Source organism: Acinetobacter portensis, assembly GCF_023158935.1.
GTDB lineage: Bacteria > Pseudomonadota > Gammaproteobacteria > Pseudomonadales > Moraxellaceae > Acinetobacter > Acinetobacter faecalis.
Genome location: NZ_CP096121.1, coordinates 14229 through 40470 on the forward strand (window position 1 = coordinate 14229; position 26242 = coordinate 40470).

Sequence of the window (26242 nt, forward strand, 5' to 3'; positions counted from 1 at the left end):
AAAAGTATATAACAGGTTTAAGGAAAAAAGAATGAAAACCTTTAAGTATTATTACCATAAAAGTAATTTTGAATTGATTTAATAAGTTTAGTTTCGGTTTCTTGAGTATATAAACTACCTGAAATTAGTTTTAAGCCAGTATCAGTTTTAAGCCAATGTAGTGTATTAAAATGGTCATTAGCGATATGGCTACTCTTGTGCATGCGCGACACAAAACCAGTGTTCAGACCAGTATCAAACAGGCGTGGACAGCTTGGTGCGTGGACATGATAGAGGACTTCACGGCGTTGATTGCTAGAGGGTGATTTACCTACGCCACGGCGTACTGGCATACCTTTGTGCTTTCTATAACTACTGAGAAATGAATCAATCGTATCGTTATACGTGGGTTGCATCAGGTAGCCACGGTGATTGTAGATGTCAGTTTTAGGATGAATAGAGAAATTAAATAAGCTAAGCATTTTACCAAGTAAGATTAATAGCTCAGGACTACTTTTAAGGTTGGTACCAATCAAACTATCTTTAATAGTTTTAATAGTATCCGTGCGATACTCTAAAACCACATAGTCACCCCAATTAGAGGTTAAGCTTAAAGCATCTTCATCAGATATGTTGGCTTCAGTATCTTCATAGCAAAACACAATGATCAATACTTTAACGTTGTTGCCGTTAAACAAAACTTCGTTTTGATGCGCGAAAAAACCATATAAAGGTTTGTCGTTGTGTCCTAGACCTGGTGTATGAATAAAGTTGGTCCACTGAAAGTAGTAATTCAGCAAATGACCATCGACATAGCGACCGTTTTCATCATTCAATAGGGTGCGATATACATCATTTTCAAGCTTTAGCACGGGTTGGCTGTACCGCCAAGCGCTCAACGCTGCAGTCGTAAATGCAAAGTCATAAAAGTTAAACTCAGGGTTCATATTTTTATAGAACAATGCATAAGGCTGTAACACACTTTCCCATACCTGTAATGGGATAAAGATGTTGGAACCCCACTTAGGAATCTCCGCAAAATAACCAGTGCCATAGGTATGATTTACGTTATCCCAAAACAGGCGTTCTAGCTGTTTATAGTCTGGAATGTCTACGCTTTTAACCAATGATGCTGTACATAATGCTAACTTTTTCTCCAGTGCCAATAATTGACTGACAGGAGGGTATAAGCGACCAGCTTTTTGCGTAAAAACTTCCGCATTCAACTTTGATATAACATCAGCAAAGATTGAATCTTTCACTATACTGGTCTTCCATAAAAGGTGTGTGAGGGTGGCTAATTAGTATAAGGCATTCTAACAAGTTGTATGTATTCTATAAGGCGTAAAACTCTAAAAAGTTGATAATATATATCAGTTTTTAAAGCATTCACATTTCATACATAATTCTAACCTTGCTCAAATATAACATCATATTGTTTGCGATTTCTAAACAACAGTTTAACTAATCTGCAATATATCAGGGTAGAGCTGAGTATAGGGCTTAATCATTACTTTTGTTCAGCATGAGATAATAGTTTGTGGAATTTCCGTGAATATGATTAAAAAAGCTTTAAAACTTATTAGAGATCGGTTATATTACGAATCAAGGGATATTACCCTATTTAATAAACTATTAGACTGAGATTGTTCTAATAGTTTTTTTTTGCCCTTTTTTTGACATTTCCTGTTTTTTCTTCTATAGCTTCTGCTATATTTCTCCATATTTTACTCTATTTTTCGTTATTTTGATTAATTTTTAATCAATGTTAAAAGCTTAAATAATCAGCAACTTAGCCATTTATACCCACTACTATCCACAAAAACCTGTGCATAAAAAAACCAAATATTAAATCCCAAAATGGAATTTCTTCAATTTTAAGCTATAATTATGCTCATAGTTTTAATCATTGTAGTGGACTTAGTTATGAGCCATGTAGACCAAATAGAAACGATTAAAATTACTAACCGCGAAATCGGAATATTGCCTAACAATGTGCCAGTAGTAGATCAGTTTTTGAATAACTACCGCACACATAAAGCATCAACGACTCATTCAGTGGCTAGTAATTCACCTTTAATGAACATTACCAATTCAATGCATGTGCATCGAGTAGAAGATTCCCCCTATACTCAACCTATTCGTAAACTTCATTAGAAATAAAAAAAGCAGCGATTTCGCTGCTTTTTTATTGCCTATTGCATTTCTTTAGTGCTGATCCATATAGCTTTGAGTGAGCTTCTTACGCTCGTAATTCTCTTTGAGCTGTATGCCAATACCAATAATTATTATAGGTAAAATGGCTAGGGCAAAAAGAATGCAGATCGAATCAAAAATTGGCCTGGGCATATGAGCGCATTATTGCGGATTCGCATTGGTTAATTCCTCCAGTGTTGGTGGTTTTGTGGCGACTGGTTCATTTGCTGGTGCTTCAGGTGACACTTCTGGTACTTCAGGTGATACTTCTGGTGTTGAATTTGGTTCTTGTTGTGGATCTAACTTGTCTTCATAAGACTCTTGTGGAAGGCTATTGCTTGCAACAAAGTTATCTAGAATATCCTGAGCCTTATATGCCTTATTGCATTCGTCATTTGAGGCGTACATTTCTTTTTGTACGCTATCGTCTAAATACTTTTCTCGGCCATCACTAACATCATCGCTGTAATAACCAGCTTTCTTAGCAGAATCTATATAAATGGAATAACAAATATTTAAAACATTACTACGCTCGTAATCATGTTTGTAATACCAGTCAATACTACGTTCCTTTGCATCAGTTTTCGTATCTTCAAGGTATTGATCTAAGCGTTTCTCTTGTGGCGTAGACGAACACCCGATGATTAACAATGAGGTGCTTAAAACTATAAGTTTTTTAATCATGGTTTTAGCTTAAAACAAACGATACCTTTATAGTACAACATTAATTCGTTAAATAATATTTTTGGAATTTTAATTTGTGACGGTTAAACAGTGCATTTTCAAACAATTAAGCCATTTTTTCCCATAATTTTAGATAAATATTGTTGTCTTTTTTCGCGTAGATTATTGAAAACAGGAAGTAATTTAACCACTTGAAATGTTCATCCAACTAAAGATTAAGAAATAAGCCCTTAAAAGTGTTTGTTTATCAACCCTTAAACCTATTTAAACATTTTAAAATTGTATATACTTAAACCATTACTAGATTAACTTCAGTAATTATTACTAAAGAAAGTTAAAAATTGGATGAATTTTAATGAGTAGTTTGTTCATAGTAGAGTCACCCGGAAAGGTCGAAAAAATTCAACATATCTTGGATGACCTGTATCCGCACGAATTCGTTGTACGCGCTTCAGTTGGCCATGTATGTGATTTACCTAATCATGAGATCGGTTTCTCATATCCAGCCTTTGTTCCTAAATACGAAATATCTCAAAATAAAACACGCGTTGTTCAAGAATTAAGACAGGCTGCTAAAAATGCAGATACGGTTTTCCTCGCAACTGACTTGGACCGTGAAGGTGAAGCCATTGCATATCACTTAAAACGTATCCTGAACTTATCTGACGATCAGTATATTCGCGTCAAATATAACGCTATTGATAAAACTACGATCGCTAATGCACTTCAAAATGGTGAAGAGCTGGATCAAGGTATGGTGGCATCTCAAGAAACACGCCGTTTCCTTGACCGTATGATCGGTTTTTACTTGTATGAGCCAATTTCAAATATTTTAAAAGGCAAATTTCCTGTTGGCCGTGTTCAATCTGCCGTACTCGTTGTGCTTGGTGATTTAGAAGATCTACTGAAAAACTTCAAATCACATGAACATTACAACCTTGAAGTAACTCTAAAACAAGGTTGGGCTGCGAAATGGGATTTTTCTAAGTGGCTTAATCCTGAAATGAAGGATGTGCACAATAACCAGTGGTTAGATAAAGCTTCAATTACCCGTCTACAAAGCGAAATTGATAAAAAAGACTTAACCATTACCAGTGTTGAAACTAAGCCATCTTTCCGTAGTGCTCCAGCGCCGTTTATTACTGTTGATCTGCAAGCTGCAGCTGCAGCGCGTCTTGGTTTGGATCTAAAACAAACTATGGATGCAGCGCAAAAGTTATATGAAGGTGGTTATATCACTTACCATCGTACTGATGCTGCCGTAATTTCGCCTGAGGGCATGCAAGCTCTAGAAGCTTTTGGTGAGAGAGAGGGCATTGCGATTATCGGCAATAAAGCCAAATCTCGCGATGGTGCTCAAGAAGCACATGAATGTATTCGTCCTAGTGACTTCTTTACCTTTGAAGCTGGTGAGGACAAAGTTCAAAAGGATCTATACCGTCTAATCTGGTTGCGTACTGTTGCATCGCAAATGGCTCCAGCTGAATACGAAGTTAAATCCGTTGTAGGTGTCTATAAAGATGTCACGCTCAATGTAGATGGTGAAAGCATTACTAAAGATGCTGAATTCAAAGCTTCTAGCCGTATCTTAAAGGAAGATGGTTGGTTGGGTTTATTAAAGACCTACAGTATTGATGAAAATGCACTTGAATACGTGGACGGTGAAGAAGATTCAGAAAAAGAACCTGAACATACGCTACCTATGGATATTGAGGTCGGTCAAAACCACAATGTTATTGCTGGTAAAGTTATCGCGACCAAAACCAAACCACGTTCACGCTACACCGTACCATCATTGGTCAAATTACTTGAGAAAAAAGGAATTGGTCGTCCTAGTACTTATCAATCAATCTTTGAACGTTTAATCAAGCACGGCTATATCAAGCTTGTTAAAAAGAAAATTGAAGTTACACCGCATGGATTGACCTTGATTCAAAACATTAGAGGTAAGTTTAGTTTTGCAGATCCGCTTTACACCAAAGAAATTGAAGAAACACTGGATCTAATCGCTACTGGTGATGCCGATTACAAACAAGAACTCCAAAAGTTCCATTTAGGGATTGAAAGTGAATTAGGACAGTTCTCAAAACATTGGCTTGATTCATTCCCTATCTACAAATGTAATAACTGTGATGACGGACGCATGTTGCCGAAAATCGGTACCAATCGCGACAAAACAACATCGGTCTACTGGTCATGTAATTCATGCAAAAGTTCAGCGCCAAACAGAAATGTTGATGGTAAAGATGAACCGGGTAAGCCAACTGTACGTGAGCCAACTACTCATTTATGTTTATGTGGCAAAACACTGACTCAGGTTACAACTGATAAATCTGTATTTTTTGAGTGCTCTCAACGTGCGTTCGTAGATGGCACCTGTAAAGAAACATACCGTTCTACAAATGACGAAAGCGGTAACTTGGTTCCTGATTTTGACGAATATCGCCGTAACCATACATACAAATGTCAGCTTGAAGGGTGTGGCGGTTGGTTGCGTGAGTTAAAAGGTATTTCAACTTCTTCAGGTAAGCCGTATCACTTCTTTTCTTGTGAAAAATCCAATCCAAACCTGAAAGGCAAAAAATGTAAGTCGGGTCCATTAGAGGTGTTCCCTGATGGTAGTCCTAACTACGAGCCAAGATTCCAAGTGACCAAAACAGAGTATCCATGTATCTGTAAAAAGCCTCTTATACATACCAAGTACCGCAAAGAACCTGGTGTTTACGAAGAGCGATACAGTTGTGAAGCTGCATCATGTAAACGTTATTTCGACATATTGCCAGATGGATCACCAGATACCCAACTTACAAAATCTCGCACTGGCAACGAAGCCAAGTGTTTTGAGTGTGGTCAGACCATGATTCAGTCTGCATTTAATTTACGTGGTGAACGTAAGTTTAAATGGGATTGCTTTAGCTGTGGTGCAAGTGGATACGACAACAACGGTGAGCCAGTTCAACGTGGTAAAAAGAAAGCCAAGTCTAAATCGACCTCTACAAAAGCTAAATCAAGTAAATAATTGAATAGGTGAATAAATGAGTAATCACGAACCAGATGATATGGACAACATCGGGAAGGAAGCTGAAGAAGCGCTCAAACCCCAACCCGATGATGAACATGTAAGTGAGCCTGAACAGCCGGCCAAAACAGCAAAAAAGGGCAAAAAAGTAGACATTGATGAAAACTTTTTTGCTAAGCATAAAAAGCTAATCTTGATTGGCGGTGGTGTTCTTTTCTTTTTGTTAGTTGCTGTGGTTATTTTTGGCAATCAAAACATCGAAGTTGAACGTCCACAACAAAGCGATGTTGAACTTGAAGCTCGACTGCAGAGTGAAGTTGCAAGACGAGTAAAAGAAGAAAGTATGAAATTGGCTGCTCAGCGCAATGAAATTATCGACCGTATTAGTCGTAACTTTGACTGTAACGCACCACAAGTATTCTGTCATGCACAAGATACGTCAGAACCGTATTCAACTGTCGTTTCTAGTTTGCAGAACTTCCAATTTAAGCCAGATACGCCGTATGAAGTTTACATTGAAGTCTACCCCTTGAAAGTGGATGCCCAAAACCCACAATCAAGTCAGCGTAAAGGAAGTGTTTGTAGCCCGAACAACGTGCACCTTTTCTTATGCCAAAAAATCGTAATGAAAAATCCTGCGCTTATGGCCAATCAGATCCGCGAACTATATGCGCTGCTAACGCCGTCTATGACTTATCGCTTGCAGATCAGCAGTCGTCCAATTACGCCAAGTGACATCGATCTGACATTGATTTCTACCGAACTGGACAAAATGAATGCCGATTCTGCAACTGCTAGTGAACCTGAATTGGAGTGTGTACCGCCAGATCCTAAAAAAGATCCTGTTGCGTACAACTTATACGAAACAGGGGGCATGTCTTGTCAAGACATCATGAAGGACTTAGCTTTACGTAAGACTACTACTCCAGCTGGTCAACCTGGTCAAGCTCAACAAAGTGGTGGTGAGCAACCACAATATCAACCGCAAAGTCCTGATGCATTTGGTACGCCAGAAGCAACACATTAAACATACCAATAAGAAACGGATTGATTTTGGTTAATCCGCTATTAATTGGCTTTTGGTTGAGAATACTAATTTAAGCATCTGTTTATCAAATAGATCTTAAAAAAATGAAACAATAAAATGCAGATTTATTCTGCATTTTTTAATTTTCACATTACAATAGTTTAAATTCGCAACTTTTAAGCAACCGGGTACGCTATGAACAACCCAATCAAAATTCAAGATCTGCAAGTGGCAGATTTGCCGTCCACGTTTAAGCTGAAGAAAAAACATAAAGAAGAAGTTTTTCTGAAGTACAAAGAGTTGAATGAGGCACTATTCAAAGTAGGGTACATTCCAGTGACGTTCTCAGACTTTGTGCATGCACTTATAGAAACTGGCGTAAAGGGATTTTCTGTCGAAGAATATGTCAATGCTCAATTAAACTCTTAATTTTAGAAGTCTAATTATTTTTTTGATGTCAAAAAAAAGTGGACCACATTCGTAATCCACTCCTTTATTTTTTTAACGATTAACTTTCTTTTTTGGTACCACACTGAGGGCAAAACAGCATATTGTCCTGAAGTGGTTCACCACATTTCACACAAAACATATTCTTTTTCGGCTTGATGATCACGGGTACTTGATCTGATAGATCCTGACCGTGTGTTTCAGGGTTATTCATCAATCCAAGATGTGTACCATGTGTTCTTGGTGAGCTTTTATTGATTGCGCTATTCATCTGGTTCATAGATGACATGCGGTTAATATCTGCTTCAGACGTTGGGGCAACCACAATGCTTTGGCTTTTGGCAAAGTCGGCTAAATGCTCTTTCAGTACAACAGCATCATCAGTACAAGCAGTCATGCTCAAGATCGCACGGTTTTGATATTTACCGAAGGTCGTTGTGCTAATTTCAGCGTACCAGACACGTAACGTCATGGTTTCAACATTGATGACTTCTTTTTGTGATTTCACGCTGTCGTCAAGGTAACGGCCAAAGTTTATTTGAGACAATTGATAGCTACCTTTAGCCTCAACCCATATTAGTTTTGATACAAAGTCAAAACGGCTCCATAGGTAATTACCGTGCTCAAAACAAAACTTCCCTAAGATCCACATCGATACACCAAAGAAACCATAAGTGAAGTCGCTAAAATCCAGATAGCTTCCGTTATATAGACCTTTGGCAAAAATAGTCATTAAAACGACTGAAGCAATAAAACTTAACAATCCAAAACTATTGAGGATGAGAGGTGGTCCCACTTGTTTGAACAACTAAAAGCGTATTTATAAGTGATATTCCGCTCTAGTTAAGCCACCTTGTTTTGTTGGGGTAGCTGATCATAGTAAAACTCATTTGGTGTCATTTTGTCTAGACTCGAATGAGGTCGTTTCAAATTATAAAACTCAAAATATGCACTTAATTGCTTTTTCGCATCTGTGACACTGCTATAAGCTTTGAGATACACCTCTTCATATTTAACGCTCCGCCATAATCGTTCAACCATCACATTATCTACCCATCGACCTTTACCATCCATACTGATTTGAATGCCATTTGATTTCAATACATCAATAAATGCATCACTGGTAAACTGGCTGCCTTGGTCTGTATTAAATATTTCAGGTCGACCATATTTTTCAATCGCTTCATTTAAAGCCGAAATACAAAAATCCACCTCCATACTAATCGATACCCTATGCGCAAGTACCTTGCGGCTATGCCAATCAATCACAGCACATAAATAAACAAAGCCTTTTGCCATAGGGATATACGTTATATCCGTAGACCACACTTGATTACTGCGCTGAATAGCCAACCCTTTGAGCAGATATGGATATTTACGGTGAGCTTGATTAGCCTGGCTTAAATTTGGTTTGCAATATAACGCCTGAATACCCATTTTCTTCATTAAAGTACGTGTATGACGTCGTCCTATATGATGTCCTTGACGATTCAACAAATCACGCATCATACGGCTACCTGCAAAAGGGTATTGCATATGTAATTCATCAATACAGCGCATCAGCTTCAGATCTGATGCACTCACAGGTTTTGGGCGATAGTAATAACAACCACGGGAGACTTTCAGCAGCTGAGCTTGCTTAGATACTGAAATCTGAAGTGAGTCATCGATTAACTTTTGTGGTTGAAGCGGCCCAGTTTCTTCAACACACCTTCTAAAAAATCAATTTCTAATGCCTGCTCACCGATTTTTGCATGTAGTTTTTTTAGATCGATGGGTGGTTCTGTTGGAGCTTTTGATTGATCGAAAGCTTGCGAGGAAGCTGAAATCAGTTGATTTTTCCAGTCGATAATTTGGTTTTGATGAACATCAAATTCAGCACTCAATTCAGCAAGTGTTTTTTCTGCTTTAATCGCAGCAAGTGCTACCTTAGCTTTAAAATCATTTGAATGATTTCTTCTTGGTCTACGTGCCATAAAATACTCCATATATTGATGTTTATAACATCATTTGGGGAGCAAAATATCACTTATAAGTGTTGTTCAAATTTCCTGATCCACCTCTGATGGCTAACCAGCGATACTTTTCTTCTTTGAAGCATGAGCTCAATGTCATATCACGAAGGGTATTGATTGGCACTGGTTGAGTTTCTTCTAAGATCTCACCCTCAAAAGCACCGTTTTTACTGCTAGAGTTGATAACTGGCAACTGGCGTGAATAGATTCTGTTAGGAATAGCACTTTCCCAATTCTTTTGTAGATGGCGTTCAAGTTCATCAAACAATTGCATTGGTTGGCAATTCATACTCAAACTATCCTGAACGACTCCAGCACTGGCTTGTGGTGGCTGTTTTACCATTTGAGCAACCACGGCCAAGAAGAATATCGCAATCGCAATCAGCGCTGCAATTAACGTAAAAATGGCTTTATCCATGCTTGGCAACCAAATAGGCGCAACTGCATGTTGGGTAAGGATAGGTACCAATACAGGTCCAAGAATGGCAACTAAAACCAAACCAATGACCTTAGATAAACCAATTTCTTGTGCACCTGTGTTCGGATTAGCCATAGGACGCAATAAAACAATCAAAATAATGGCGTTGTAAACAATCCCAAGCCAAGCACCTGTATTGGGGGATGCGGAGCTATTTGCTGGAGCTGGCGGCTTGGCACTTGGACTTGAGCAAGCAGGGTTTAAGTCAATCTTACTTAATGAAAAAGACAAATATGCTTGTGATACCCTTCGTACCAATCGCCCAGACTGGAACGTGGTTGAAGACGATATTGCAAATGTAGATTTCACCCACTTAAAGGATAAAGTTGACTTACTCACTGGCGGCTTTCCTTGTCAGCCGTTTTCCTATGCGGGCAAGAGTTTGGGCTTTGAAGACCTTCGAGGAACGCTCGTTTTTGAGATGGCTCGTGCCATTAAAGAGATTCAACCCAAAGTGTTTTTAGCCGAAAACGTTAAAGGCCTAAAAGAGAATGATAAGGGTAGAACGCTCAGCACCATTATCAAGGTCTTAGAAGATCTTGGCTATAAAATCATTGAAAATGATATTTATAAAGCCTTATTCTATAAAGTCCCTCAAAAGCGTGAACGCCTTATCATTATAGGGGTTCGAGCCGATATTTATGACAAGCTTACCTTTAAAAAACCTTCAGTCTACCATCAAGTATTAACTGTAAAAGACGCCCTTAAAGCTGGTGAGCTTTATGACAATGACGTTCCTGAGTCCTCTGGTCAAAAATACCCAAAACGCAAAGCAGAAATCATGTCATTCGTCCCTGAAGGCGGCTATTGGCGAGATTTGCCGATAGAGCTACAAAAAGAGTATATGATGAAAAGCTTCTATCTTGGTGGCGGCAAAACCGGAATGGCAAGACGACTGTCTTGGGATGAACCAAGCCTAACCTTAGTATGCACTCCCGCACAAAAGCAAACAGAGCGATGTCATCCTAGTGACAGCCGTCCTTTGACGACTCGTGAATATGCCAGAATTCAAACATTTCCTGACAATTGGAAGTTCGCTGGATCAGACAGTCAGGTCTATAAACAAATTGGAAATGCTGTTCCTGTAAATCTAGCCCTAGCAATAGGTAAAGCATTAGTTAGAATGTTAAACGAGGCTTGAGCCAAGGCTTTATATACCTTCAAAGCTTATATAAGTATGGCTTGTCCCAAATTAGTATTACAATCAACACACCAAAACAAGATCAAGGGCTATAGATATGACTACCTCAGGATCAAATACACAGGATTTTATTAAGGAATTTGGACAGCATGAACTTGTAAGTGATTTTAGCGCAGAAGCTATTAAAGCTATTCTAAGCCAATATAAGCGTGTGCAAAGTGAAAGTGCTGACCCAGCATCTATTGATTGGAAGCCGCTTTTTAATGACGCCTTAGAGTGGGATGCGCTAGGTGTCGTTTATGAGCTTAGTGGTGAAGTAAAAGAGCATGCTAGTGAAGTTATCACTATGATCCGTAATGCTGAGATTAGCATCAGTACCGACGCAAAAGAGAATTTTGACAACTTGGAGCATGATTTAAACGATGAGGAGTTGCTACAATTTATGTGGCCTGAGTTGATGAAGTCCCCCGATTATTCCAGTAAAGTTGCAGCCTTACTAGCTCGCAAAAACAACTTCATAAAACTTAATAATGGTAATTATCTCATTTTAGGCGCTTATTAATTTCTGGTTGCCATTAAAAATCCTTACGTGGCAAAGTCGTCACCCTTTTTTCTCACACTAATAGCAAATCAATTAAGTGTTCTCACTGGTTCGGTTCCCTAGTGAGGACTTGAACCTTTTGCTGTAGGCTATATACGCTAGTAAATACATCTATTAAAATAATGGAAGTGTACTTCGTGGTGTACATGAGCCGAGATCTTCGAACATAAATATTAACTGAAGGCTTTCTGTTAACAAATTATGATAAGTACTATATTTACATCAAAGATTGATTTTTGGTTGGCGTTTTTAATATTGGGTTCTAGTTTACTACTCGTTTTGGTGCCTGTATGGGAATGGATGTATAACAATAGTTCTGTTAAAAGAATAATATTTATTAGCCTTTTTACCATACCAACTGCGTTACTGCTATTGGTACTGTTTTTTAATATAAAGTACACTTTGACAGCTGACACATTGTTAGTGAAAAATGGTTTTTCTACTCAGAGCATTTCATTGAAAGACATTACCAATATCACTCCTACCAGTAGTACTTTATCTGCTCCAGCACTGTCTTTAGATAGGATTGAGATAGGATATGAAGGTGGTAGCATAGTGATATCACCAAAAGACAAAGATAGGTTCTATCATGCAATACAAGAACGTGTACCAGCATTAAAAACCGATGATAATAATGGGCTGATAAAGAATTAGCCTATAGATCGATGCGCTATACAGGCATCGAACTATAAATAAATCAGTTACGGCTATTCTCCATTAATACTGTCTTCGCTATTTGCTCACCAATTTTTGCAATGACAGCATTTCTTTCTTCAAACGAGGCGTCTGTCTCTGTAATGTATAGAGCGGCTACGATAGGCTTGCGATTTGGAGGCCACATCACCGCAGTAATAGCACGCGACCCATAACCACCAGCGCCTGTTCTATCTGCTACTATCCAGTCACTTGGAACGCCTTTACGAAACAATGCATCGCCAACCTCATTACCTTTAAGCCAAGATTCTAGTTGTTGACGAGATTTGATAGATAGTGTTTCGTCAATTAGTAACTTTTCAAGTGTCGTTACCATTGCAATTGGTGTTGTCGTGTCTCGCTTATCTCCAGGCACCGCTTCGTTAAGTTCTGTTTCCCAGCGATCAAGGCGCGTAGTATCGTCGCCAATGGAACGCAAAAATTTCGTTAGAGCCTTAGGTCCACCAATCGCTTGTAGAATAAAATTGGCAGCTGAATTATCACTGGTTGATAATGTGGCCTGACACAGCTCTGCGAGCGACATCCCTTTTTTACCCACATGTTTTTCTGTTACAGGTGAGTATGTAACGAGATTGCTTTCAGAGAATCTCACAACTCTATCAATTCTTTCTTTACCTAGATCAACTCTTTGAAGAACGTTTGCACAGGCAAGTGTTTTAAAGGTACTACTTAGAGGAAAACGTTCATTAGATTTATGTTCCCAACGTTTTCCCGTTTCCAAATCATGCACAGCTAGACCAATTCTAGCGCCTAATTCAGTTTCAGCATTGGTAACCGCTTCAAGTACTGAGTCTGTTGCATTAGCATTTAATGATAGCGTGAGACATAAAAAAGTAATTACTACGCTAAAAAAACTAGCCTTGTGTTTACGTACGTCCATGATGAGTTAACTTTCCTTCTGGATCAAATTTTTAGATTATATAATATGTATTTAACAAGAGCTATAGTCATTTGTGGTGTATGAGGGGAAAAGAGGGTGGCGTATCCTGTTGATTGTTTCCTCCAAGAAATAATTAACAGTAGAGCGATACGCCATGACAAATATTACCCTGAATGTTCTTTCACAACCAGATGAAACTGGCACTGATGTGCTAACTGCTTTATTGCGTAATGGTGCTCGTCAGCTCATTGCGCAAGCAGTTGAAGTAGAGCTGCAGCAACTGCTGCAAGCTCATGAAGAACTGCGTTTACCCGATGGCCGCAAAGCTGTGGTGCGTAACGGCTATTTGCCTGAGCGCAGCATCCAAACGGGCATTGGCGATGTTGATATCAAGGTGACAAAAGTGCGTGATCGTAGCGGCTCTGGTATTCGTTTTACCAGCGCACTGCTACCGCCATACCTCAAGCGTGCCCGCAGCGTTGAAGAGTTATTACCGTGGCTGTATCTCAAAGGTATTTCCACTGGAGACTACCAAGAAGCCCTTGCAGCCTTGCTGGGTGAGAATGCCAAAGGTCTGTCAGCTAACACCATTTCCAGGCTCAAGGAACGCTGGATTGATGAGCACCGAGAGTGGCGACAGCGCGATTTGAGTGACAAGCGCTACGCGTACCTTTGGGTTGACGGTATTTACAGCAACGTCCGCCTCGATGACCGTTTGTGCTTGCTGGTGGTGATGGGCGTGACAGAGCATGGTCGCAAGGAGCTGATTGCCGTTGAGGAAGGCTATCGCGAGTCTGAAGCCAGCTGGCTTGAGCTGCTGAATGGCCTGGTTGCGCGTGGGCTTACGACCTGCCCAAAGCTGGCAATAGCTGACGGCGCCTTGGGCTTCTGGAAAGCCCTGAGTAAGGTCTATCCGCAGACCAAACAACAACGCTGTTGGGTGCATAAAACGGCCAATGTGCTCAACAAACTGCCCAAAGCAGTACAGCCCAAAGTAAAAGAAGCACTGCATGATATCTGGATGGCAGAGACGCGTGAGAAGGCTCATAAAGCCTTTGATATAGCGCTGGAAAGGTTTACTGCTAAGTACCCACGCGCAATGGAATGCTTAGCTAAAGACCGTGAGAGCATGTTGGCTTTCTACGATTTTCCAGCAGAACATTGGGTGAGTATACGCACCACCAACCCAATTGAATCTGCCTTCGCTACAGTACGTTTAAGAACCAGCAAAACCCGCAATTGCGGTTCAAGAAACACAACCCTAGCAATGGTTTATAAATTGCTGCAATCAGCGCAGAAGCGCTGGAACCGCCTGAAAGGATTTCAACTGCTAACCCTCGTGGTCAATAACGTTAAATTCCAAGACGGCGAACAAGTAATGGAGCAATCAGACAGGAAAACCGCCTGATGCTCGTACACCAGATTTGACCATAACTCGGTGATTGCGCCCACATACGCGATTAGAGCACTCACTAAGGTAATCAGAAAAACAATCGCATTTTGAAATTGAGCTTCTGCAGCGTTACGGATGAATAATGGCGAAAAAATAAGATTAGGGAACAGTGAATATAGAATCCCGTTCACTGAGCCTTTTGGTTCTTCATAAATCAAAGCGCTTTGGCGTAGGATCTCTTTAATATCGGTTGCACCAGGATAAGCACCAGTTTCTTGAATGGATAACTCCTGTGCAAGTCCGGCTGGTTGATCACGACCAAAGTAGAACTTTAGGTTTGATAAGCCTGTGGTCAGCAGTAGAGCGCCATAACTGAACATTGCTAGACCAACTATAAGCGGTGGTAGTGCAACAAATACACCGTTACTGAATAGACCTTTTGCACTGAAAATTAAGCTTAGGCCAGCCAGCATAAAAACGATGGCACCGATCACTTTAAAAATGTTTTCTATTCGGTAGGGATTAGGGAATTCAAACCGCTTATCTTGCGAGTTATATTCATATGCCATTTTTAATACTCCTTAACGCATTTATCTAATTACGTTTTAATTGGTTAATTATAACTAAGTCGTGGGGTATAAAGTTTTTTTAGTTAAAATGAATCACTGTTTTAGTTAAGTTTTAATAAGGGAATTTAAAAAGTATTTTAAAGGCGCATTAAAAAAGGGGATAACGAATCCCCTTTAAAGATGTACCAAGCTTATGTGCTGTTATTTGTTTTGATCTGCTTGTTTTTGAGCATCTGCAGCTGCAGCGTTCAGCATAGAAGACATATCATTTTGCTCGACCTCTTTTGGTGGATTTTGTTCTGCAGTTTTTTGATGTGCATCAAAATCGTGGCCCTCAACTTTTGAAGGTTTTTCATTATCGACATAAGTTTCACGCGCTGCTTGTAAGTCTGCAGATGGATCTACTTTGTCAATTTGTTCATCTGGTTGAATAGGTTTTGATTGAGATGTTGATTCTTCTTTTTTACTACAACCAACTAAAACCAAACCTACAGATAATAAGCCAGTTAATAATAGAGTTTTGAATGACATTTAATCGCCTCCAGCGAAACATAAGCAAAGGTATAGTCACATATACTTATAATGTATATACCAAAATTTAACTAAAACTAGTCCGTTGTATAACGTGACCTTTATAAAAACGGTTTAAGTATATACCAATTGCAAATTTTCTTGTTATGGGCTGAAAGCTAATAGACTAGGGTATCGCTTAAGGACACTATATAGTGGCAAAAAAAAACCACCTTTTACGGTGGTTTCACTAGTTTTAAAGATTAAATCTCTTTAAGGTCTAGATTTTGTTCGCAATAACTACGTACTGCTTCTTTATCTGTAGGATCAAAACCCTTTTCAGTCATTTCTTCACGTAACCATTTGATTACTTGACCGCGACCAGCCCAACGTAAGCTGTTGTTCTCACGGTGAACCCATTCATGCGTAAGCTTACGTTTTTGACGTCTTACAGGCTCAACTTTTGTGGTTTCAATGTGGTTGTTTTTTAGATATTCGCTAAGTGTATGGATGTCCACAACACCATCGGCAGTAATTTTTTCTGAAATGATTGCATTAATGGCACTAACAGCATCGTGAAAAGCTTGGTTTTCTTTAACGACTAGTTGTTGTTGAAGTTCTTCAATATAAGTCTGAAGTTCAACAGGTGACATTTGAGCAACATTTTCTGGTTTTGATACATTTAACATGTCATTAGTTCCAGTATTGCGAGTTAAGTTGTTCATGATTAAACCTTTAGAAATATATTTGAAAATTAATTCAAAATATCTCTTACGACAAAACCATTTTTACACAATTACATTATTAAAATCAATTAGAGTTAATCGTATTTATACCTAAATATACCTTGAAATGGTTTTTCTTATAACTTTTATGTCGGGAATTTCCTTAAACCTAATGACAGGAATGCCAGCACTCTTCAAAAGCTCGTCACGCCTTTTATCTTTATCCTGGGTATATTTATGATAATGCCCATCAAGCTCAATAGATAATATAGGATTGTAGTCTTCATCAACGATCAAATAATCCACGTAAAGCCTAGAAAACTGATTTCGGATACTTATGTTTTGCGTGGTCATAAAAGCACTCATGCTTACTTGCACCAAAATGTTGCGTGATGGAATGACCTGTTCTAGTGCATCAAGCATTATAATCTCGTCTTTTATAAGGACTTTTTTAGATACAAGCTCCTGATTCTTTTGAGGCTTACGATAGCCTTTTGGTGAATTCTTTTTGGCTTTAGTTTTAGGTTTGCGAAATACGCCACATAAAGCAAAAATGAACTTAAACACTATATAAAACAATAAACCTCTTGCGAAAGTAAAAACCACCTCAATATAAATTTCATGAGATATCAGAAATTAAATCGTTTTTCAGATTCTGAATTCAAACGCTTGGTTGGCGTACCTCGACAAGTTTTTACTGAAATGGTCGAGGTTTTAGAAAAAGCAGAATCACTCAAAAAGAAATCAGGTCGTCCTCATACTTTAGATATAGAGGATCAGTTGTTATTAACTCTCAATTACTTACGGAACTACAGCACTCAACTGGAATTAGCGGCAAATTACCATATCGCTGAAAGTAATGTGAATCGAACCATTAAAAAGGTTGAAGATGCATTGATGAAATCAAGACGTTTTACTCTGCCAAAACGAAGCATTACCACAGCAGACGAACACTTTAACTGGGTCATTATTGATGCGACAGAATGTTCAATAGAACGTCCGAAAAAAAAATCAGAGTAAGTTCTACAGTGGTAAAAAGAAGAAACATACGCTAAAAGCACAAGTGATCTATCATCCGAACAGCAAACAAATCATAGGGCTAGATATATCGAATGGCAGTCAGCATGATATTAAATTGGCAAGAAAAACGGTTAAGAAATTCAAACATTGTGAATATGTTATGACCGATTTAGGGTACTACGGATTAGAGCAGGATGGTTTTAAATTATTGATGCCCATAAAGAAAAAGAAGAATTCCCCCTTATTTAAGGCTGAGAAAAAGTACAATAGAATGATTGGAAAAATACGAGTTGTGATCGAACATATCAATAGTCAATTGAAAAGATTTAGAATATTAAGTGAACGCTATCGAAATAGACGGAAAAGATTCGGTTTACGCATTAATTTAATCGCTGCATTGGTAAACCGGATAAACTTGCAATAATGACTTTCGCAAGAGATCTAATAATGAATAAATTAAGAATTTTAACAATAAGGAATTTAAAATCGTTTCCATAAACCTAATACATAACAAATTTTAAAGGGTGCTTAAACTTCTTAAACATATTAGATAGTTTTAACGGTGATTGATACGAATTAACTAAAAATGTTTAAGGACTATTAGTGATGCAATGTTAAAAATAGTATAATCTTGTAAAGACAGCTTAGAACCAGTTTTAAAAGTAAAACTGGTTCTCACAAATAACACCGACTATTTCACTGGAAAAGTTTAAAATGGTATTTAATAAACGTACTTTAGCTTTACTGATTGGTACAATCTCGCTATCAGCACACATCTATGCCAACAACACAACCGTTAAAGTCACTCAAACTCCAATTGTATCATCTTCACCAATTCCCTTAGTTAAAGCTAATGCAATTGAACAATACTATATCAACGTTAAACATCGCTTTAACGGTGCGGAATTTGAACAACCGCCTCGTAAAATTAAGAGCATTAAACTTAACTTGAATGTTATTAATAACGGGGAAGTGGTTTTAACGGCGCACGAAGCTGATAAATCCAAGCTAGAAGACTATTTACAGCAAAACCCTAAAAACTCGGAACTATTGGCCAGTTACGTTGCTCGTATGATCAATTACAACCACGGCTATACGGTTCCTGAAAACAAGGGTAAATACAGCAAGTATGCAAGTACGACTGTATATGAAGCTCTACTTGATGAATTGAACTATAACTTTGCAACTACGCCAGTAGTATCAGTAGATAACTATGCAAGCCAACAACAGCTTGAATCTGCTTATCTATACATCCTTTCTCGTTTAGATCCACAAGAAAAAGCGGTGTTTTGGCAATTTGTGAACACATACAAAGTAGGGGATAAGATTGAGATCCCTGAAGGTACTGTTATAGCAGATGTCTTGAACACTTATAAAATCCAATTGAATTTTAAAGCGCCTTAATCACTAAACAGGTAAGGAATATTTAGGAACAAACTATATTATTTTTTAAAGTTATTTTTTACCTGTTCCTATATGTATTCGCCTTTTTATGTTTCCTCATGGTATAGGGTGTTTTTATTAAGCTGGTGATGTATGTTGCAGCGCTATTTGGCGTCAATACAGCTTCTATGGGTGCTTTATTCATTATTTTGGGGGTCCATTACAGCATCAGCAATAGTTGGATCATGAAATTGCTCAAACCATAAATTTCGGAACTTGACTTTTAATCAACCAATATATTGCTCGAAAATTAGAAGCATTGGGTTGATGTGATTATTTCGGATTTGTTATTAGAAATTAATTGAAAGCAGTATTTTTTAACTTTAGGTGGAATGAAAAGGTGATTTTTTCAAGTATATTCACTGGTCTTTTTATGACGGTGGGTTTCACAGCGTTAATTTATAACTACGTGTTGATGGGTGGTAATTCTGGTTTGTTCTTTTTGGTTTGGGGTGGTGCTTTCTCTCTAGCAGGATTGTATTTCCATTACCACGGAACAATTGGGCAAATTGGGTGGCAGAGACAGCGCTTTGTTCGTAACACGCAAACACTTGAATGGTATAAGACTGAATACCCTCAATGTGTTGTGACTACAAATATCGTGAAATGTTGTTTTTGCGAAAGTACATCAATTCGCAGATATGCCTTAAAAAACAATACTTACAAAATTCGCAACTCTTGTGCTAAATGCGGTGAAGTTTTGTTTTATACGGATGAGGATTAATAATGACTATTCATGCGTATTATGGTGATATTAGCCACCTGAAAAATGAACAAAAAATGTTTGATGACTTATTAACCCAATTGAAGCTTCATTGGGGTAATAGTGAAGATTGGATTTATTTGTTCTATAACACAATGTGGTCAGGTCAGGAAATTGATGTTATTGCTTTCACCAAGGAAGCAATCGTTGTTATTGACCTAAAAAACTATTCCGGCAATCTAGTTGGGTCGGAAAATGGGGAATGGCTGATTAATGGTGAGCTTGAGGTTCAGGGTGGTTCTCAGATTAATCCATTTGTTCAGATTCGGAAGAACAGATTTGCTGTTTTAGAGTGGTTCAAAAGTGCTGAATTGTTTACCGACCAAAACTTAGGTTTTATTAGTGGTTGCATCATCCTGAATGAGTTATCTAGTACGCAAATGGATTTGTCTCATTCGGTAAGAAAGTGGTTTTATGTTACCGATATTGCTAATTCAGTGGATACTTTGTCTAGGCTCCATACCAAGGGGATTAGTCTTGCTAGTGATGATATTTTATACCTAGTAAACAAGTTAAAACTTAAAGAATATTCTTGGGATCAGGGTGTTGCTCCTAGAGTGCGTAATCTTATTCAGTCAGATGATCGTGATACTCCAAGTGATAATAGTCGTGATCAAAGTTCCGCTCCGATCAAATACACATTACATGATCAAATGGAAAAGAAATTCAAAGGTGTTTTAGCACCGTACCTATTTTTCTATGGAACGGTCATCATCTGTTTAGCTTTTGCTTTTCATATTGCAAATGGTATGAAAGTTGGAGGGATTTTTTACTTATTTGGTTTGTTCTTTGGTCGCTAAAAATATCATCTAGATAGATGTTATTCAGGTTGGGATTCCGTAATTATTAAACCTTTTTCTTTTTGCATTAAAAAAGCCTACATTGTAGGCTTTTAGCTTTCTTAGATCTGTATTACTGAATTAAGTCGTCAACGGCTTCACCAAGGTAGGTTGGATCGTATTGCTTATACAAATAGTTTTCCAGAATTGGTAAATCTGGTGCTAAAACCATTCGCGTAATTTTAGGACGATCTTCTTCAAGGTTAAGCTTCACATGTACGGCGAAGAAATCAATGTTGTTCGTGATGAAGTCATATTCTTTACGACCAGTACTTTTGAGTTGATCAACCATACGCGAAAAGTAGTGGTTATTCGTAATAGAGCAATTCAAGAACTCTAACGCATCTTTTTCAGTAACATTAATTTCAATAATGTTATTAAGGAAGGCCAGCTCTGGTTTAATTAAGTTGCCGTTACGGTCTGCAGTTAGACATTTTGTAGAAAAGGTACCAATACCAGCCATACGACCATCATATTTCACAAAACCGTGCTCTTCAGATGCAACTAAGTTTGACGCATGAACGTATAGAGTAGGGTGGTGCTTTGTATTCCACTCTAAATCAATAACGTCAGTTTCATTTTCTGCATAGTGAGATTGTAAAAGAGATCTATTGAGGTTGGTATAGAGGACTTGATCAAGCTCTAATACTTTACGGCGATATAGCTCAGCGAAGGCAATACCGTACTGAGACAAGATATTACATGTTGTATTGAAGCTATTGCAGTAAATCGCACGGTTATCGTTACCGCCGTCACGATCCTCACTGACTACAATTACATGGTTCCCTAAAACACCATTGATTTTATAAACCACAATTGAGCCTAATGCGAAGTTTTGGGTAAGTAGTTCTTCACCCTCAAATCGTACTGCCGTGCAGTTTTTAATATTTTCTGCGCTTAAAGGATAATTACCCGGTGTGATGGACCACAATGTTGATACTGGTACAAATAGAGGCTCAATAGCACTACTTAAGTCAACTCGACCAATCGTGATGATGCTTGTGCCGTTAAAACTATCGCCCTTGTGTTCTGCAACGGCTGATGTTCCGATCGTACCTGGTATTTGTGCGTTCTCTGAAGCGCTATTATTTGGTACAACTGATTCTGTCATGAAACAACTCACTAAAAGTTTTATCTTTGTTTAAAAATACCACATGATAAATAGTATTAAAACTTATACTAGTATTATAAGATGATCTTTAAGATTCATAAAGGTATATTTATGCTAAACCATAAAACCCAAGTTTGTTTTTTTAATAACCTGATTGGACGTTTTTATAAAAATCATTTGATCATTGATGTTAAAACTTTAAACCTAGATTTTATTTTAGATGTTATTGAATTCCCGACATCAATTGAAGGTTTCAAAAAAGCACCTAAAGTATCAAAAATTAAAATACCTTTTACGCAACTTGCTCAGGATCTTCAGCCACAAAATTACCTAGATTTAGTCCAATCTGATGCCAAAAATCTGTATCTGCAGATTGGGCAAAAAAGACGTTATATTCACGGCGAACAAACTAATTTTTCATATGCTACATCGGTGTTTCAGCAGATCGGTGATGATGAAGTGCTCCAGCTTGAGGCTTTGAACTATGCACTGAAGCTCCAAAGCATTACTAATGGTATTCAGCAGCATACAACAGCGATTGAGACATATATCGAGCTAAAGCCTTTACGATATGCGTTTAGCTTAGATACGTTCATAAGTGCAACTGCAGATCTAGATCAACCTTTCGATACTCGTGAAGCGCTTTCTGGCCATATCGTTAACCATTGGGAAAAATGGGTTAAAGCAAACAATATCACCAGTGAAAGTTCTTATGATGCGGTGCTATTAAATGCCGATAAATTAATACTGATTCGAGTCGGTATTCACTCATTCTCAGTGAAGATTACAGACCTTGAAGTGGCTAACGGCATTATCTATTCTTCTCTTTGTGATTTAGAGCTCTTACAAGTGCTTCTACCAACGTTCTTTGATGGTATGCCTTGCCGTATTACTGCATATGCCGATATGAACATTCAATATGCTGTATCGCAATATAAGACTTGGCTATCAAGTCAAAACCTGAAGAAGATCCAGTCCGTTCGCAAACAAGGTATTGAGAAGTACTTGCGTAAAAAATTAGAAGATGAAAGTGACTTAATCGGTAACGCGCAACTTGCCAAAACCCTAATGAATACCAGCTATACAGAACAAACAGTCTCATTTTTTTCTGACGCTTGGGGATTATCGTACGCAAACCATTTTGAGAAGAAAATTCGTCATGCTTTTGATCTGGTCATACAGGCTTTGGATCATGAAGGGATCTCATTAGAGCAGCTGCAGTTCATCAATAGCCTAACAAAAGGGGCAATTGAGAATGCTATTAACGAGATGCTGAACAAGACTGGTTCACCGTTAAACGTGGTACCAACACTCACTCAAGAATTACTGTTAATTTGCGATGAATTCAATGCCAAAAAACTCAACATATCAAGTGAGCTCTTAGATGCAATCACTCAGTTTGCAGAACAATATGCAGTATCACCACTGTTGGCCATTAAGCGTGATAGCGCCGTGTATTTGCTGTATGAACCATTAGATGCCGATAATCAGTTAATTGATTATGAATGGTTTTCTACTGCGGTATATACCAAAAATCAGTTTGTGCCTGAAGCAGATGAACAACATAAAACAAATGTAGCGGATCTTCTTAAATCGGTTGAAGTACTGCATGTATTCAAGCCGAATATCCTGTCGTGGACCAATGGCAAGGTATTTGAAACGCCAGAAGAAAAGAAAAATGCTTTTATGTTATGTCTCACACCTGAAGCATTTGAAAATCAAATAGAATTCTTAAGCACGAAGAACGCAATACCAGGATATTTTAAAAACCTGATTACATCCTTAGGTGGTTTAAATTCAGTGGCCACGGAACAAGATAAATACGGTGTATTTTTGATTGAGTCGATCGCTAAAAATTTGACTGGTTTTGCATATCAAGGACAACTCTTTCCTATCGATCAAAATGCCCAAATTGACTTAGATCAATGCTCAAATTTAACGCTTAATTCTAAACTACTACCAAAAAACTACCTGACCTTTAAAAGACTAATGAGATTAAGCGATAGTTTAACGAATGGCGTTAAATAGGTTTAAGGAATATTATTATTTTTACTTTAAGTTTAAATAGTGGTTTTTTAAATGCACAAAAATAAAGTATTATAGTTTCAAACTTAAAACCCTTTTTAAAGTTATATAGAGAATACTGAATGAAACTATTAAAAACTGCGATGGTGGGTATCCTTGGTACTGTATTAGCGCATACAGCTTTCGCATTTGAGGATGAAACTATCCCAACACCGAACTTTAAGGAAGCGTATGTAGGACTTTTAACGCCATCTAAAAGCTTTAATGTTGTTGCTGGTGGTCTTAGACCTGAGATTAGCGAATACAAACTGTCTGATAGCTATTTTGAAAACAATTCAAATCAGCGTTATAAAGCGACAGCTCACCTTTACCAGCAAATGAATACTCAGCAACGTGCGATGTATATATTGCTTCAACATACAGCGTACTTAAACGATATTTTCTATCCTCAACGTAATCCGCTGACCAATCCGAACGTATCTGACGAACAATTAAATGTAGAGCCGGTACTTAAAAAGCTCCAGTCATTCCGTACTGATAATGGCCTGGTTGAAAAAGTTGTAGACCGTGAAACGATGCTCCAAGCATTAAAAGCACATTATGACTATTACATGCGTGACCAATTCACCGTGCGTTTTTATGGCAAAAACCAAAATACCTTTACCTATGGCATTGATAACTTTTCAGGTTTAAAAATTCGTTCGGTAGAAGGGAATATTCGCATTGTCGATCGCAAAACAGGTACATTGTTGGGTGATTCAATGATTAAGTTAAACCACTGGATTCCATCTAACCGTGCCAAAGAGCGCCGTACTATTGATTTGCCGTCTACCATGCCTGAGTGGAAGGACGTAGACATTAAAGATCTTGCAATCAAATTCCAACCAACTGCAATCACTACCATGCAGGGTAAACGCATTGATATTAATAAGATCTATGCGTACAACACTGAAAAATTCAATTTTTAATGCATAAAGCGGTCTATCTCGACCGCTATTTTTTTTGCTTATGTACAATTATTAACCGTAGCCTAAGCAAAAGTTATAAGTTACTTTTCCCACGAATCAAACTAAGGTTGAACCTATGAAAAAAGCTCTCCTATCAATTGCCACTGTAATCATGGTCGGGGATGCTCAGAAGTGCCGAATGATATGTCACATATCGATGTTTTTTCTTCCGATCGCTACCTATCAACTGCACATCAATTTAATAAGCTTGTTGATGATACGTTTAAGTATCCGTATTCTAAAATACCGTTTTTTCTAGTGACGAAAGGGTGGAGTGTTAGTGGTCCAAAAGAGCCAGTATCGCAAATTGTGTATAGTTGCTTAACTTCTAATGAAGTGGAATTAGTGACAAAAATTAAGCCACTCATGCCCGAAGTGACCTACATCAAAACACCTGAAAATCAGGTGAAAAATTGCATCATTAAACATTCAAATGACTCAATTAATGCTGATGCATTGAATGACCTTAAAGCTTTCCCTTTATTCCAAAAATATGCAGACAACCCATTTTTACGTAAGACCGTGGATGCTGCGAAAGCAGATGGCAAAATCTCAGTAAAAGAATATATGGATATTGTGCAAATTGTCATAAAATTAATTGGGGCTGACAAACAGGTTCAGCTAGAGAAAACTATCCAAGAGCTTTAAGTATTCATATGTCGGAAAATCTATCCATGCATAGCATGACGAACGAAGAATTGATTCAAGAATGGCTTGATAGCCTGAAGCTTGAAAACAAATCCGACATGACGATTAATGAATACAAAAAGTGCATACTTTTGATGTTGGAAATGCCTTTTTTTAAAGGCAAACATCTCTTGGATCTCAACCGTGAATATATCTCTTTATTTCGCTTACACCGGGCAGATGTGGATGCTGTTTCCGCACGAACACTGAATAAAAACTTATCTGGCATCAAAAATTTTCTGAGCTATTGCTTGCGAAGAAAATACATACTGGAAAACTTCTTTACTGATATTCAGGTGAAGTACAAAAATAATTCCTTACCGCGACCAATCGCCGTGGACACATTGAATGAGATCCTTGATAACAAGGCTCCATTAAATCCTAAATACAACAACCAAAAATTAAGAGATCTAGCAGCTGCAGAAATTGCATATTCTGGCGGTTTACGTATCTCTGAATTACATGCCATCAAACTAAGTGATATCAACCTCAGTGCTATGCAACTAAAGGTATTGGGTAAAGGAAATAATGAACGGATTGTTTTTTTAGGAAAAAAATCACTAGAGGCTATTTCTACTTGGCTTTTAGTTCGTAATCGTTGGATTTCAAAAGCTGGAGTAGAAGACTGCGGATATTTATTCATTGCACCATCTGGCAAACATATTGCGAAAAACCATTTAGGTGCATGCATTACAGCTCTGTTAAAGGCGCATGGTTCTGGAAATATTGGTAGTACTCATGCTTTGAGACATAGTTTTGCATCGCACTTGTATAACAAAACAAAAAATATTCGCGCCGTTCAGGAAATGCTAGGTCATAAATCACTATCTTCGACACAAGTATATATTCTTGTAGATCACGAAACGTTGATTAGTTCTTATAAAGATGCACATCCACGCGCTAGAGCGAACCAAGATTAATAATTTATTCGCTTCTTGTACTTCTAAAGATATATCGTAAACGATCGAA

The 26242-nt window shown here is 38.0% G+C and carries 26 protein-coding genes and 1 pseudogene; 16 read left to right on the top strand and 11 right to left on the bottom strand.

Annotated elements, in window-relative coordinates; genetic code table 11:
* Nucleotides 1-41: 41 nt before the first annotated feature.
* Entirely contained in the window at nucleotides 42-1241 is a 1200-nt protein-coding gene (locus MZO21_RS12845) for a hypothetical protein (RefSeq protein WP_114190206.1), read from the bottom strand.
* 664 nt (nucleotides 1242-1905) lie between these two features.
* Here MZO21_RS12845 and MZO21_RS12850 point away from each other — a divergent pair.
* A complete protein-coding gene (locus MZO21_RS12850; RefSeq protein ID WP_005028481.1) occupies nucleotides 1906-2136 on the top strand; it encodes a hypothetical protein in 231 nt (76 codons plus the stop codon).
* 201 nt (nucleotides 2137-2337) lie between these two features.
* On the opposite strand, the gene MZO21_RS12855 is transcribed toward MZO21_RS12850, so the two are convergent.
* Complete coding sequence (locus MZO21_RS12855; protein WP_227504920.1) at nucleotides 2338-2826, bottom strand: hypothetical protein; 489 nt, start codon at nucleotides 2824-2826, stop codon at nucleotides 2338-2340.
* A 388-nt stretch (nucleotides 2827-3214) separates the two neighbouring features.
* Here MZO21_RS12855 and MZO21_RS12860 point away from each other — a divergent pair, with 388 nt between their 5' ends.
* The 3 genes from MZO21_RS12860 (at nucleotide 3215) to MZO21_RS12870 (ending at nucleotide 7334) form a co-directional block, all read left to right on the top strand.
* Nucleotides 3215-5878, top strand: coding sequence for a type IA DNA topoisomerase (locus tag MZO21_RS12860; protein ID WP_024160892.1), 2664 nt, complete (start codon nucleotides 3215-3217; stop codon nucleotides 5876-5878).
* A 16-nt stretch (nucleotides 5879-5894) separates the two neighbouring features.
* Nucleotides 5895-6905: a hypothetical protein gene (locus tag MZO21_RS12865; RefSeq protein WP_024160720.1), complete on the top strand. Its 1011-nt coding sequence runs from the start codon at nucleotides 5895-5897 to the stop codon at nucleotides 6903-6905.
* 195 nt (nucleotides 6906-7100) lie between these two features.
* Complete coding sequence (locus MZO21_RS12870) at nucleotides 7101-7334, top strand: hypothetical protein (protein ID WP_024160719.1); 234 nt, start codon at nucleotides 7101-7103, stop codon at nucleotides 7332-7334.
* A gap of 79 nt (nucleotides 7335-7413) precedes the next feature.
* Here the strand turns inward: MZO21_RS12870 and MZO21_RS12875 are convergent, their stop codons facing one another.
* The 3 genes from MZO21_RS12875 to MZO21_RS12885 form a co-directional block, all read right to left on the bottom strand.
* Nucleotides 7414-7860: a zinc ribbon domain-containing protein gene (locus tag MZO21_RS12875; protein WP_248129697.1), complete on the bottom strand. Its 447-nt coding sequence runs from the start codon at nucleotides 7858-7860 to the stop codon at nucleotides 7414-7416.
* A gap of 335 nt (nucleotides 7861-8195) precedes the next feature.
* Nucleotides 8196-9328 (bottom strand): IS3-like element ISAba14 family transposase gene (locus tag MZO21_RS12880; RefSeq protein WP_248129698.1). Its coding sequence is split into 2 segments (ribosomal slippage): nucleotides 8196-9076 and nucleotides 9076-9328, totalling 1134 coding nucleotides; the frame shifts between segments, so codons are not numbered across the junction.
* A 49-nt stretch (nucleotides 9329-9377) separates the two neighbouring features.
* The gene (locus tag MZO21_RS12885; protein WP_248103681.1) at nucleotides 9378-9920 is read right to left on the bottom strand and encodes a hypothetical protein; all 543 of its coding nucleotides are present in this window, start codon (nucleotides 9918-9920) and stop codon (nucleotides 9378-9380) included.
* A gap of 73 nt (nucleotides 9921-9993) precedes the next feature.
* Between MZO21_RS12885 and MZO21_RS12890 the strand changes: the two are divergent.
* From MZO21_RS12890 to MZO21_RS12900, 3 genes and pseudogenes are all read left to right on the top strand, one after another.
* Nucleotides 9994-10986 (top strand): annotated as a pseudogene (locus MZO21_RS12890) (DNA cytosine methyltransferase); the annotation flags it as partial.
* A 97-nt stretch (nucleotides 10987-11083) separates the two neighbouring features.
* A complete protein-coding gene (locus tag MZO21_RS12895; RefSeq protein ID WP_099143609.1) occupies nucleotides 11084-11548 on the top strand; it encodes a hypothetical protein in 465 nt (154 codons plus the stop codon).
* A gap of 240 nt (nucleotides 11549-11788) precedes the next feature.
* A complete protein-coding gene (locus MZO21_RS12900; RefSeq protein ID WP_099143610.1) occupies nucleotides 11789-12241 on the top strand; it encodes a PH domain-containing protein in 453 nt (150 codons plus the stop codon).
* 43 nt (nucleotides 12242-12284) lie between these two features.
* On the opposite strand, the gene MZO21_RS12905 is transcribed toward MZO21_RS12900, so the two are convergent.
* Complete coding sequence (locus tag MZO21_RS12905) at nucleotides 12285-13181, bottom strand: RTG family carbenicillin-hydrolyzing class A beta-lactamase CARB-16 (protein ID WP_015589625.1); 897 nt, start codon at nucleotides 13179-13181, stop codon at nucleotides 12285-12287.
* Between the two features lie 154 nt (nucleotides 13182-13335).
* Here MZO21_RS12905 and MZO21_RS12910 point away from each other — a divergent pair, with 154 nt between their 5' ends.
* Complete coding sequence (locus MZO21_RS12910) at nucleotides 13336-14589, top strand: IS256 family transposase (protein WP_151303100.1); 1254 nt, start codon at nucleotides 13336-13338, stop codon at nucleotides 14587-14589.
* On the opposite strand, the gene MZO21_RS12915 is transcribed toward MZO21_RS12910, so the two are convergent.
* The 4 genes from MZO21_RS12915 to MZO21_RS12930 form a co-directional block, all read right to left on the bottom strand.
* Nucleotides 14505-15143 (bottom strand): hypothetical protein, encoded by a 639-nt coding sequence (locus MZO21_RS12915; protein ID WP_248103679.1) that lies wholly within the window; start codon nucleotides 15141-15143, stop codon nucleotides 14505-14507. The two genes, MZO21_RS12910 and MZO21_RS12915, sit on opposite strands and share 85 nt — an antisense overlap.
* A 201-nt stretch (nucleotides 15144-15344) precedes the next feature.
* Nucleotides 15345-15674 (bottom strand): hypothetical protein, encoded by a 330-nt coding sequence (locus MZO21_RS12920; protein ID WP_099143611.1) that lies wholly within the window; start codon nucleotides 15672-15674, stop codon nucleotides 15345-15347.
* A gap of 242 nt (nucleotides 15675-15916) precedes the next feature.
* The gene (locus MZO21_RS12925; protein ID WP_042892477.1) at nucleotides 15917-16378 is read right to left on the bottom strand and encodes an H-NS family nucleoid-associated regulatory protein; all 462 of its coding nucleotides are present in this window, start codon (nucleotides 16376-16378) and stop codon (nucleotides 15917-15919) included.
* A 111-nt stretch (nucleotides 16379-16489) separates the two neighbouring features.
* Entirely contained in the window at nucleotides 16490-16945 is a 456-nt protein-coding gene (locus MZO21_RS12930) for a DUF2726 domain-containing protein (RefSeq protein ID WP_248103676.1), read from the bottom strand.
* 54 nt (nucleotides 16946-16999) lie between these two features.
* Between MZO21_RS12930 and MZO21_RS12935 the strand changes: the two genes are divergently transcribed.
* From MZO21_RS12935 to MZO21_RS12950, 4 genes are all read left to right on the top strand, one after another.
* Nucleotides 17000-17822, top strand: a protein-coding gene (locus MZO21_RS12935) for an IS5 family transposase (RefSeq protein WP_100243228.1) whose coding sequence is annotated in 2 segments (ribosomal slippage) — nucleotides 17000-17380 and nucleotides 17382-17822 — 822 coding nt in all. Because the reading frame shifts where the segments join, the coding sequence is not laid out codon by codon here.
* A gap of 290 nt (nucleotides 17823-18112) precedes the next feature.
* Nucleotides 18113-18802: a hypothetical protein gene (locus tag MZO21_RS12940; protein ID WP_078389062.1), complete on the top strand. Its 690-nt coding sequence runs from the start codon at nucleotides 18113-18115 to the stop codon at nucleotides 18800-18802.
* Between the two features lie 412 nt (nucleotides 18803-19214).
* Complete coding sequence (locus MZO21_RS12945) at nucleotides 19215-19565, top strand: hypothetical protein (RefSeq protein WP_151303332.1); 351 nt, start codon at nucleotides 19215-19217, stop codon at nucleotides 19563-19565.
* Nucleotides 19566-19567: 2 nt separating this feature from the next.
* Nucleotides 19568-20404 carry a nuclease-related domain-containing protein gene (locus tag MZO21_RS12950; protein ID WP_042892488.1) on the top strand — a complete coding sequence of 279 codons (837 nt, stop codon included), beginning with the start codon at nucleotides 19568-19570 and terminating at the stop codon, nucleotides 20402-20404.
* 112 nt (nucleotides 20405-20516) lie between these two features.
* On the opposite strand, the gene MZO21_RS12955 is transcribed toward MZO21_RS12950, so the two are convergent.
* Nucleotides 20517-21554 (bottom strand): hypothetical protein, encoded by a 1038-nt coding sequence (locus MZO21_RS12955; protein WP_042893444.1) that lies wholly within the window; start codon nucleotides 21552-21554, stop codon nucleotides 20517-20519.
* Between the two features lie 111 nt (nucleotides 21555-21665).
* On the opposite strand from MZO21_RS12955, the gene MZO21_RS12960 reads away from it, so the two are divergent.
* The 4 genes from MZO21_RS12960 (at nucleotide 21666) to MZO21_RS12975 (ending at nucleotide 26193) form a co-directional block, all read left to right on the top strand.
* Nucleotides 21666-23582: a hypothetical protein gene (locus MZO21_RS12960; protein WP_248103674.1), complete on the top strand. Its 1917-nt coding sequence runs from the start codon at nucleotides 21666-21668 to the stop codon at nucleotides 23580-23582.
* Between the two features lie 119 nt (nucleotides 23583-23701).
* Complete coding sequence (locus MZO21_RS12965; RefSeq protein WP_042893442.1) at nucleotides 23702-24547, top strand: hypothetical protein; 846 nt, start codon at nucleotides 23702-23704, stop codon at nucleotides 24545-24547.
* Between the two features lie 183 nt (nucleotides 24548-24730).
* Nucleotides 24731-25234 (top strand): hypothetical protein, encoded by a 504-nt coding sequence (locus MZO21_RS12970; protein WP_228160833.1) that lies wholly within the window; start codon nucleotides 24731-24733, stop codon nucleotides 25232-25234.
* Between the two features lie 35 nt (nucleotides 25235-25269).
* The gene (locus MZO21_RS12975; protein ID WP_228160832.1) at nucleotides 25270-26193 is read left to right on the top strand and encodes a tyrosine-type recombinase/integrase; all 924 of its coding nucleotides are present in this window, start codon (nucleotides 25270-25272) and stop codon (nucleotides 26191-26193) included.
* The last annotated feature ends 49 nt before the right edge of the window (nucleotides 26194-26242 follow it).

Excerpts from the sequence above, each read along its gene's own strand:
- MZO21_RS12920 (WP_099143611.1), bottom strand. The coding sequence starts at position 15,674 with ATGTCATTCAAAACTCTATTATTAACTGGCTTATTATCTGTAGGTTTG.
- MZO21_RS12885 (WP_248103681.1), bottom strand. The coding sequence starts at position 9,920 with ATGGCTAATCCGAACACAGGTGCACAAGAAATTGGTTTATCTAAGGTC.
- MZO21_RS12945 (WP_151303332.1), top strand. The coding sequence starts at position 19,215 with ATGACGGTGGGTTTCACAGCGTTAATTTATAACTACGTGTTGATGGGT.
- MZO21_RS12915 (WP_248103679.1), bottom strand. The coding sequence starts at position 15,143 with ATGGCATATGAATATAACTCGCAAGATAAGCGGTTTGAATTCCCTAAT.
- MZO21_RS12900 (WP_099143610.1), top strand. The coding sequence starts at position 11,789 with ATGATAAGTACTATATTTACATCAAAGATTGATTTTTGGTTGGCGTTT.
- MZO21_RS12895 (WP_099143609.1), top strand. The coding sequence starts at position 11,084 with ATGACTACCTCAGGATCAAATACACAGGATTTTATTAAGGAATTTGGA.
- MZO21_RS12955 (WP_042893444.1), bottom strand. The coding sequence starts at position 21,554 with ATGACAGAATCAGTTGTACCAAATAATAGCGCTTCAGAGAACGCACAA.
- MZO21_RS12870 (WP_024160719.1), top strand. The coding sequence starts at position 7,101 with ATGAACAACCCAATCAAAATTCAAGATCTGCAAGTGGCAGATTTGCCG.
- MZO21_RS12960 (WP_248103674.1), top strand. The coding sequence starts at position 21,666 with ATGCTAAACCATAAAACCCAAGTTTGTTTTTTTAATAACCTGATTGGA.
- MZO21_RS12940 (WP_078389062.1), top strand. The coding sequence starts at position 18,113 with ATGGTATTTAATAAACGTACTTTAGCTTTACTGATTGGTACAATCTCG.
- MZO21_RS12925 (WP_042892477.1), bottom strand. The coding sequence starts at position 16,378 with ATGAACAACTTAACTCGCAATACTGGAACTAATGACATGTTAAATGTA.
- MZO21_RS12970 (WP_228160833.1), top strand. The coding sequence starts at position 24,731 with ATGTCACATATCGATGTTTTTTCTTCCGATCGCTACCTATCAACTGCA.
- MZO21_RS12860 (WP_024160892.1), top strand. The coding sequence starts at position 3,215 with ATGAGTAGTTTGTTCATAGTAGAGTCACCCGGAAAGGTCGAAAAAATT.
- MZO21_RS12975 (WP_228160832.1), top strand. The coding sequence starts at position 25,270 with ATGACGAACGAAGAATTGATTCAAGAATGGCTTGATAGCCTGAAGCTT.
- MZO21_RS12865 (WP_024160720.1), top strand. The coding sequence starts at position 5,895 with ATGAGTAATCACGAACCAGATGATATGGACAACATCGGGAAGGAAGCT.
- MZO21_RS12850 (WP_005028481.1), top strand. The coding sequence starts at position 1,906 with ATGAGCCATGTAGACCAAATAGAAACGATTAAAATTACTAACCGCGAA.
- MZO21_RS12965 (WP_042893442.1), top strand. The coding sequence starts at position 23,702 with ATGAAACTATTAAAAACTGCGATGGTGGGTATCCTTGGTACTGTATTA.
- MZO21_RS12905 (WP_015589625.1), bottom strand. The coding sequence starts at position 13,181 with ATGGACGTACGTAAACACAAGGCTAGTTTTTTTAGCGTAGTAATTACT.
- MZO21_RS12950 (WP_042892488.1), top strand. The coding sequence starts at position 19,568 with ATGACTATTCATGCGTATTATGGTGATATTAGCCACCTGAAAAATGAA.
- MZO21_RS12910 (WP_151303100.1), top strand. The coding sequence starts at position 13,336 with ATGACAAATATTACCCTGAATGTTCTTTCACAACCAGATGAAACTGGC.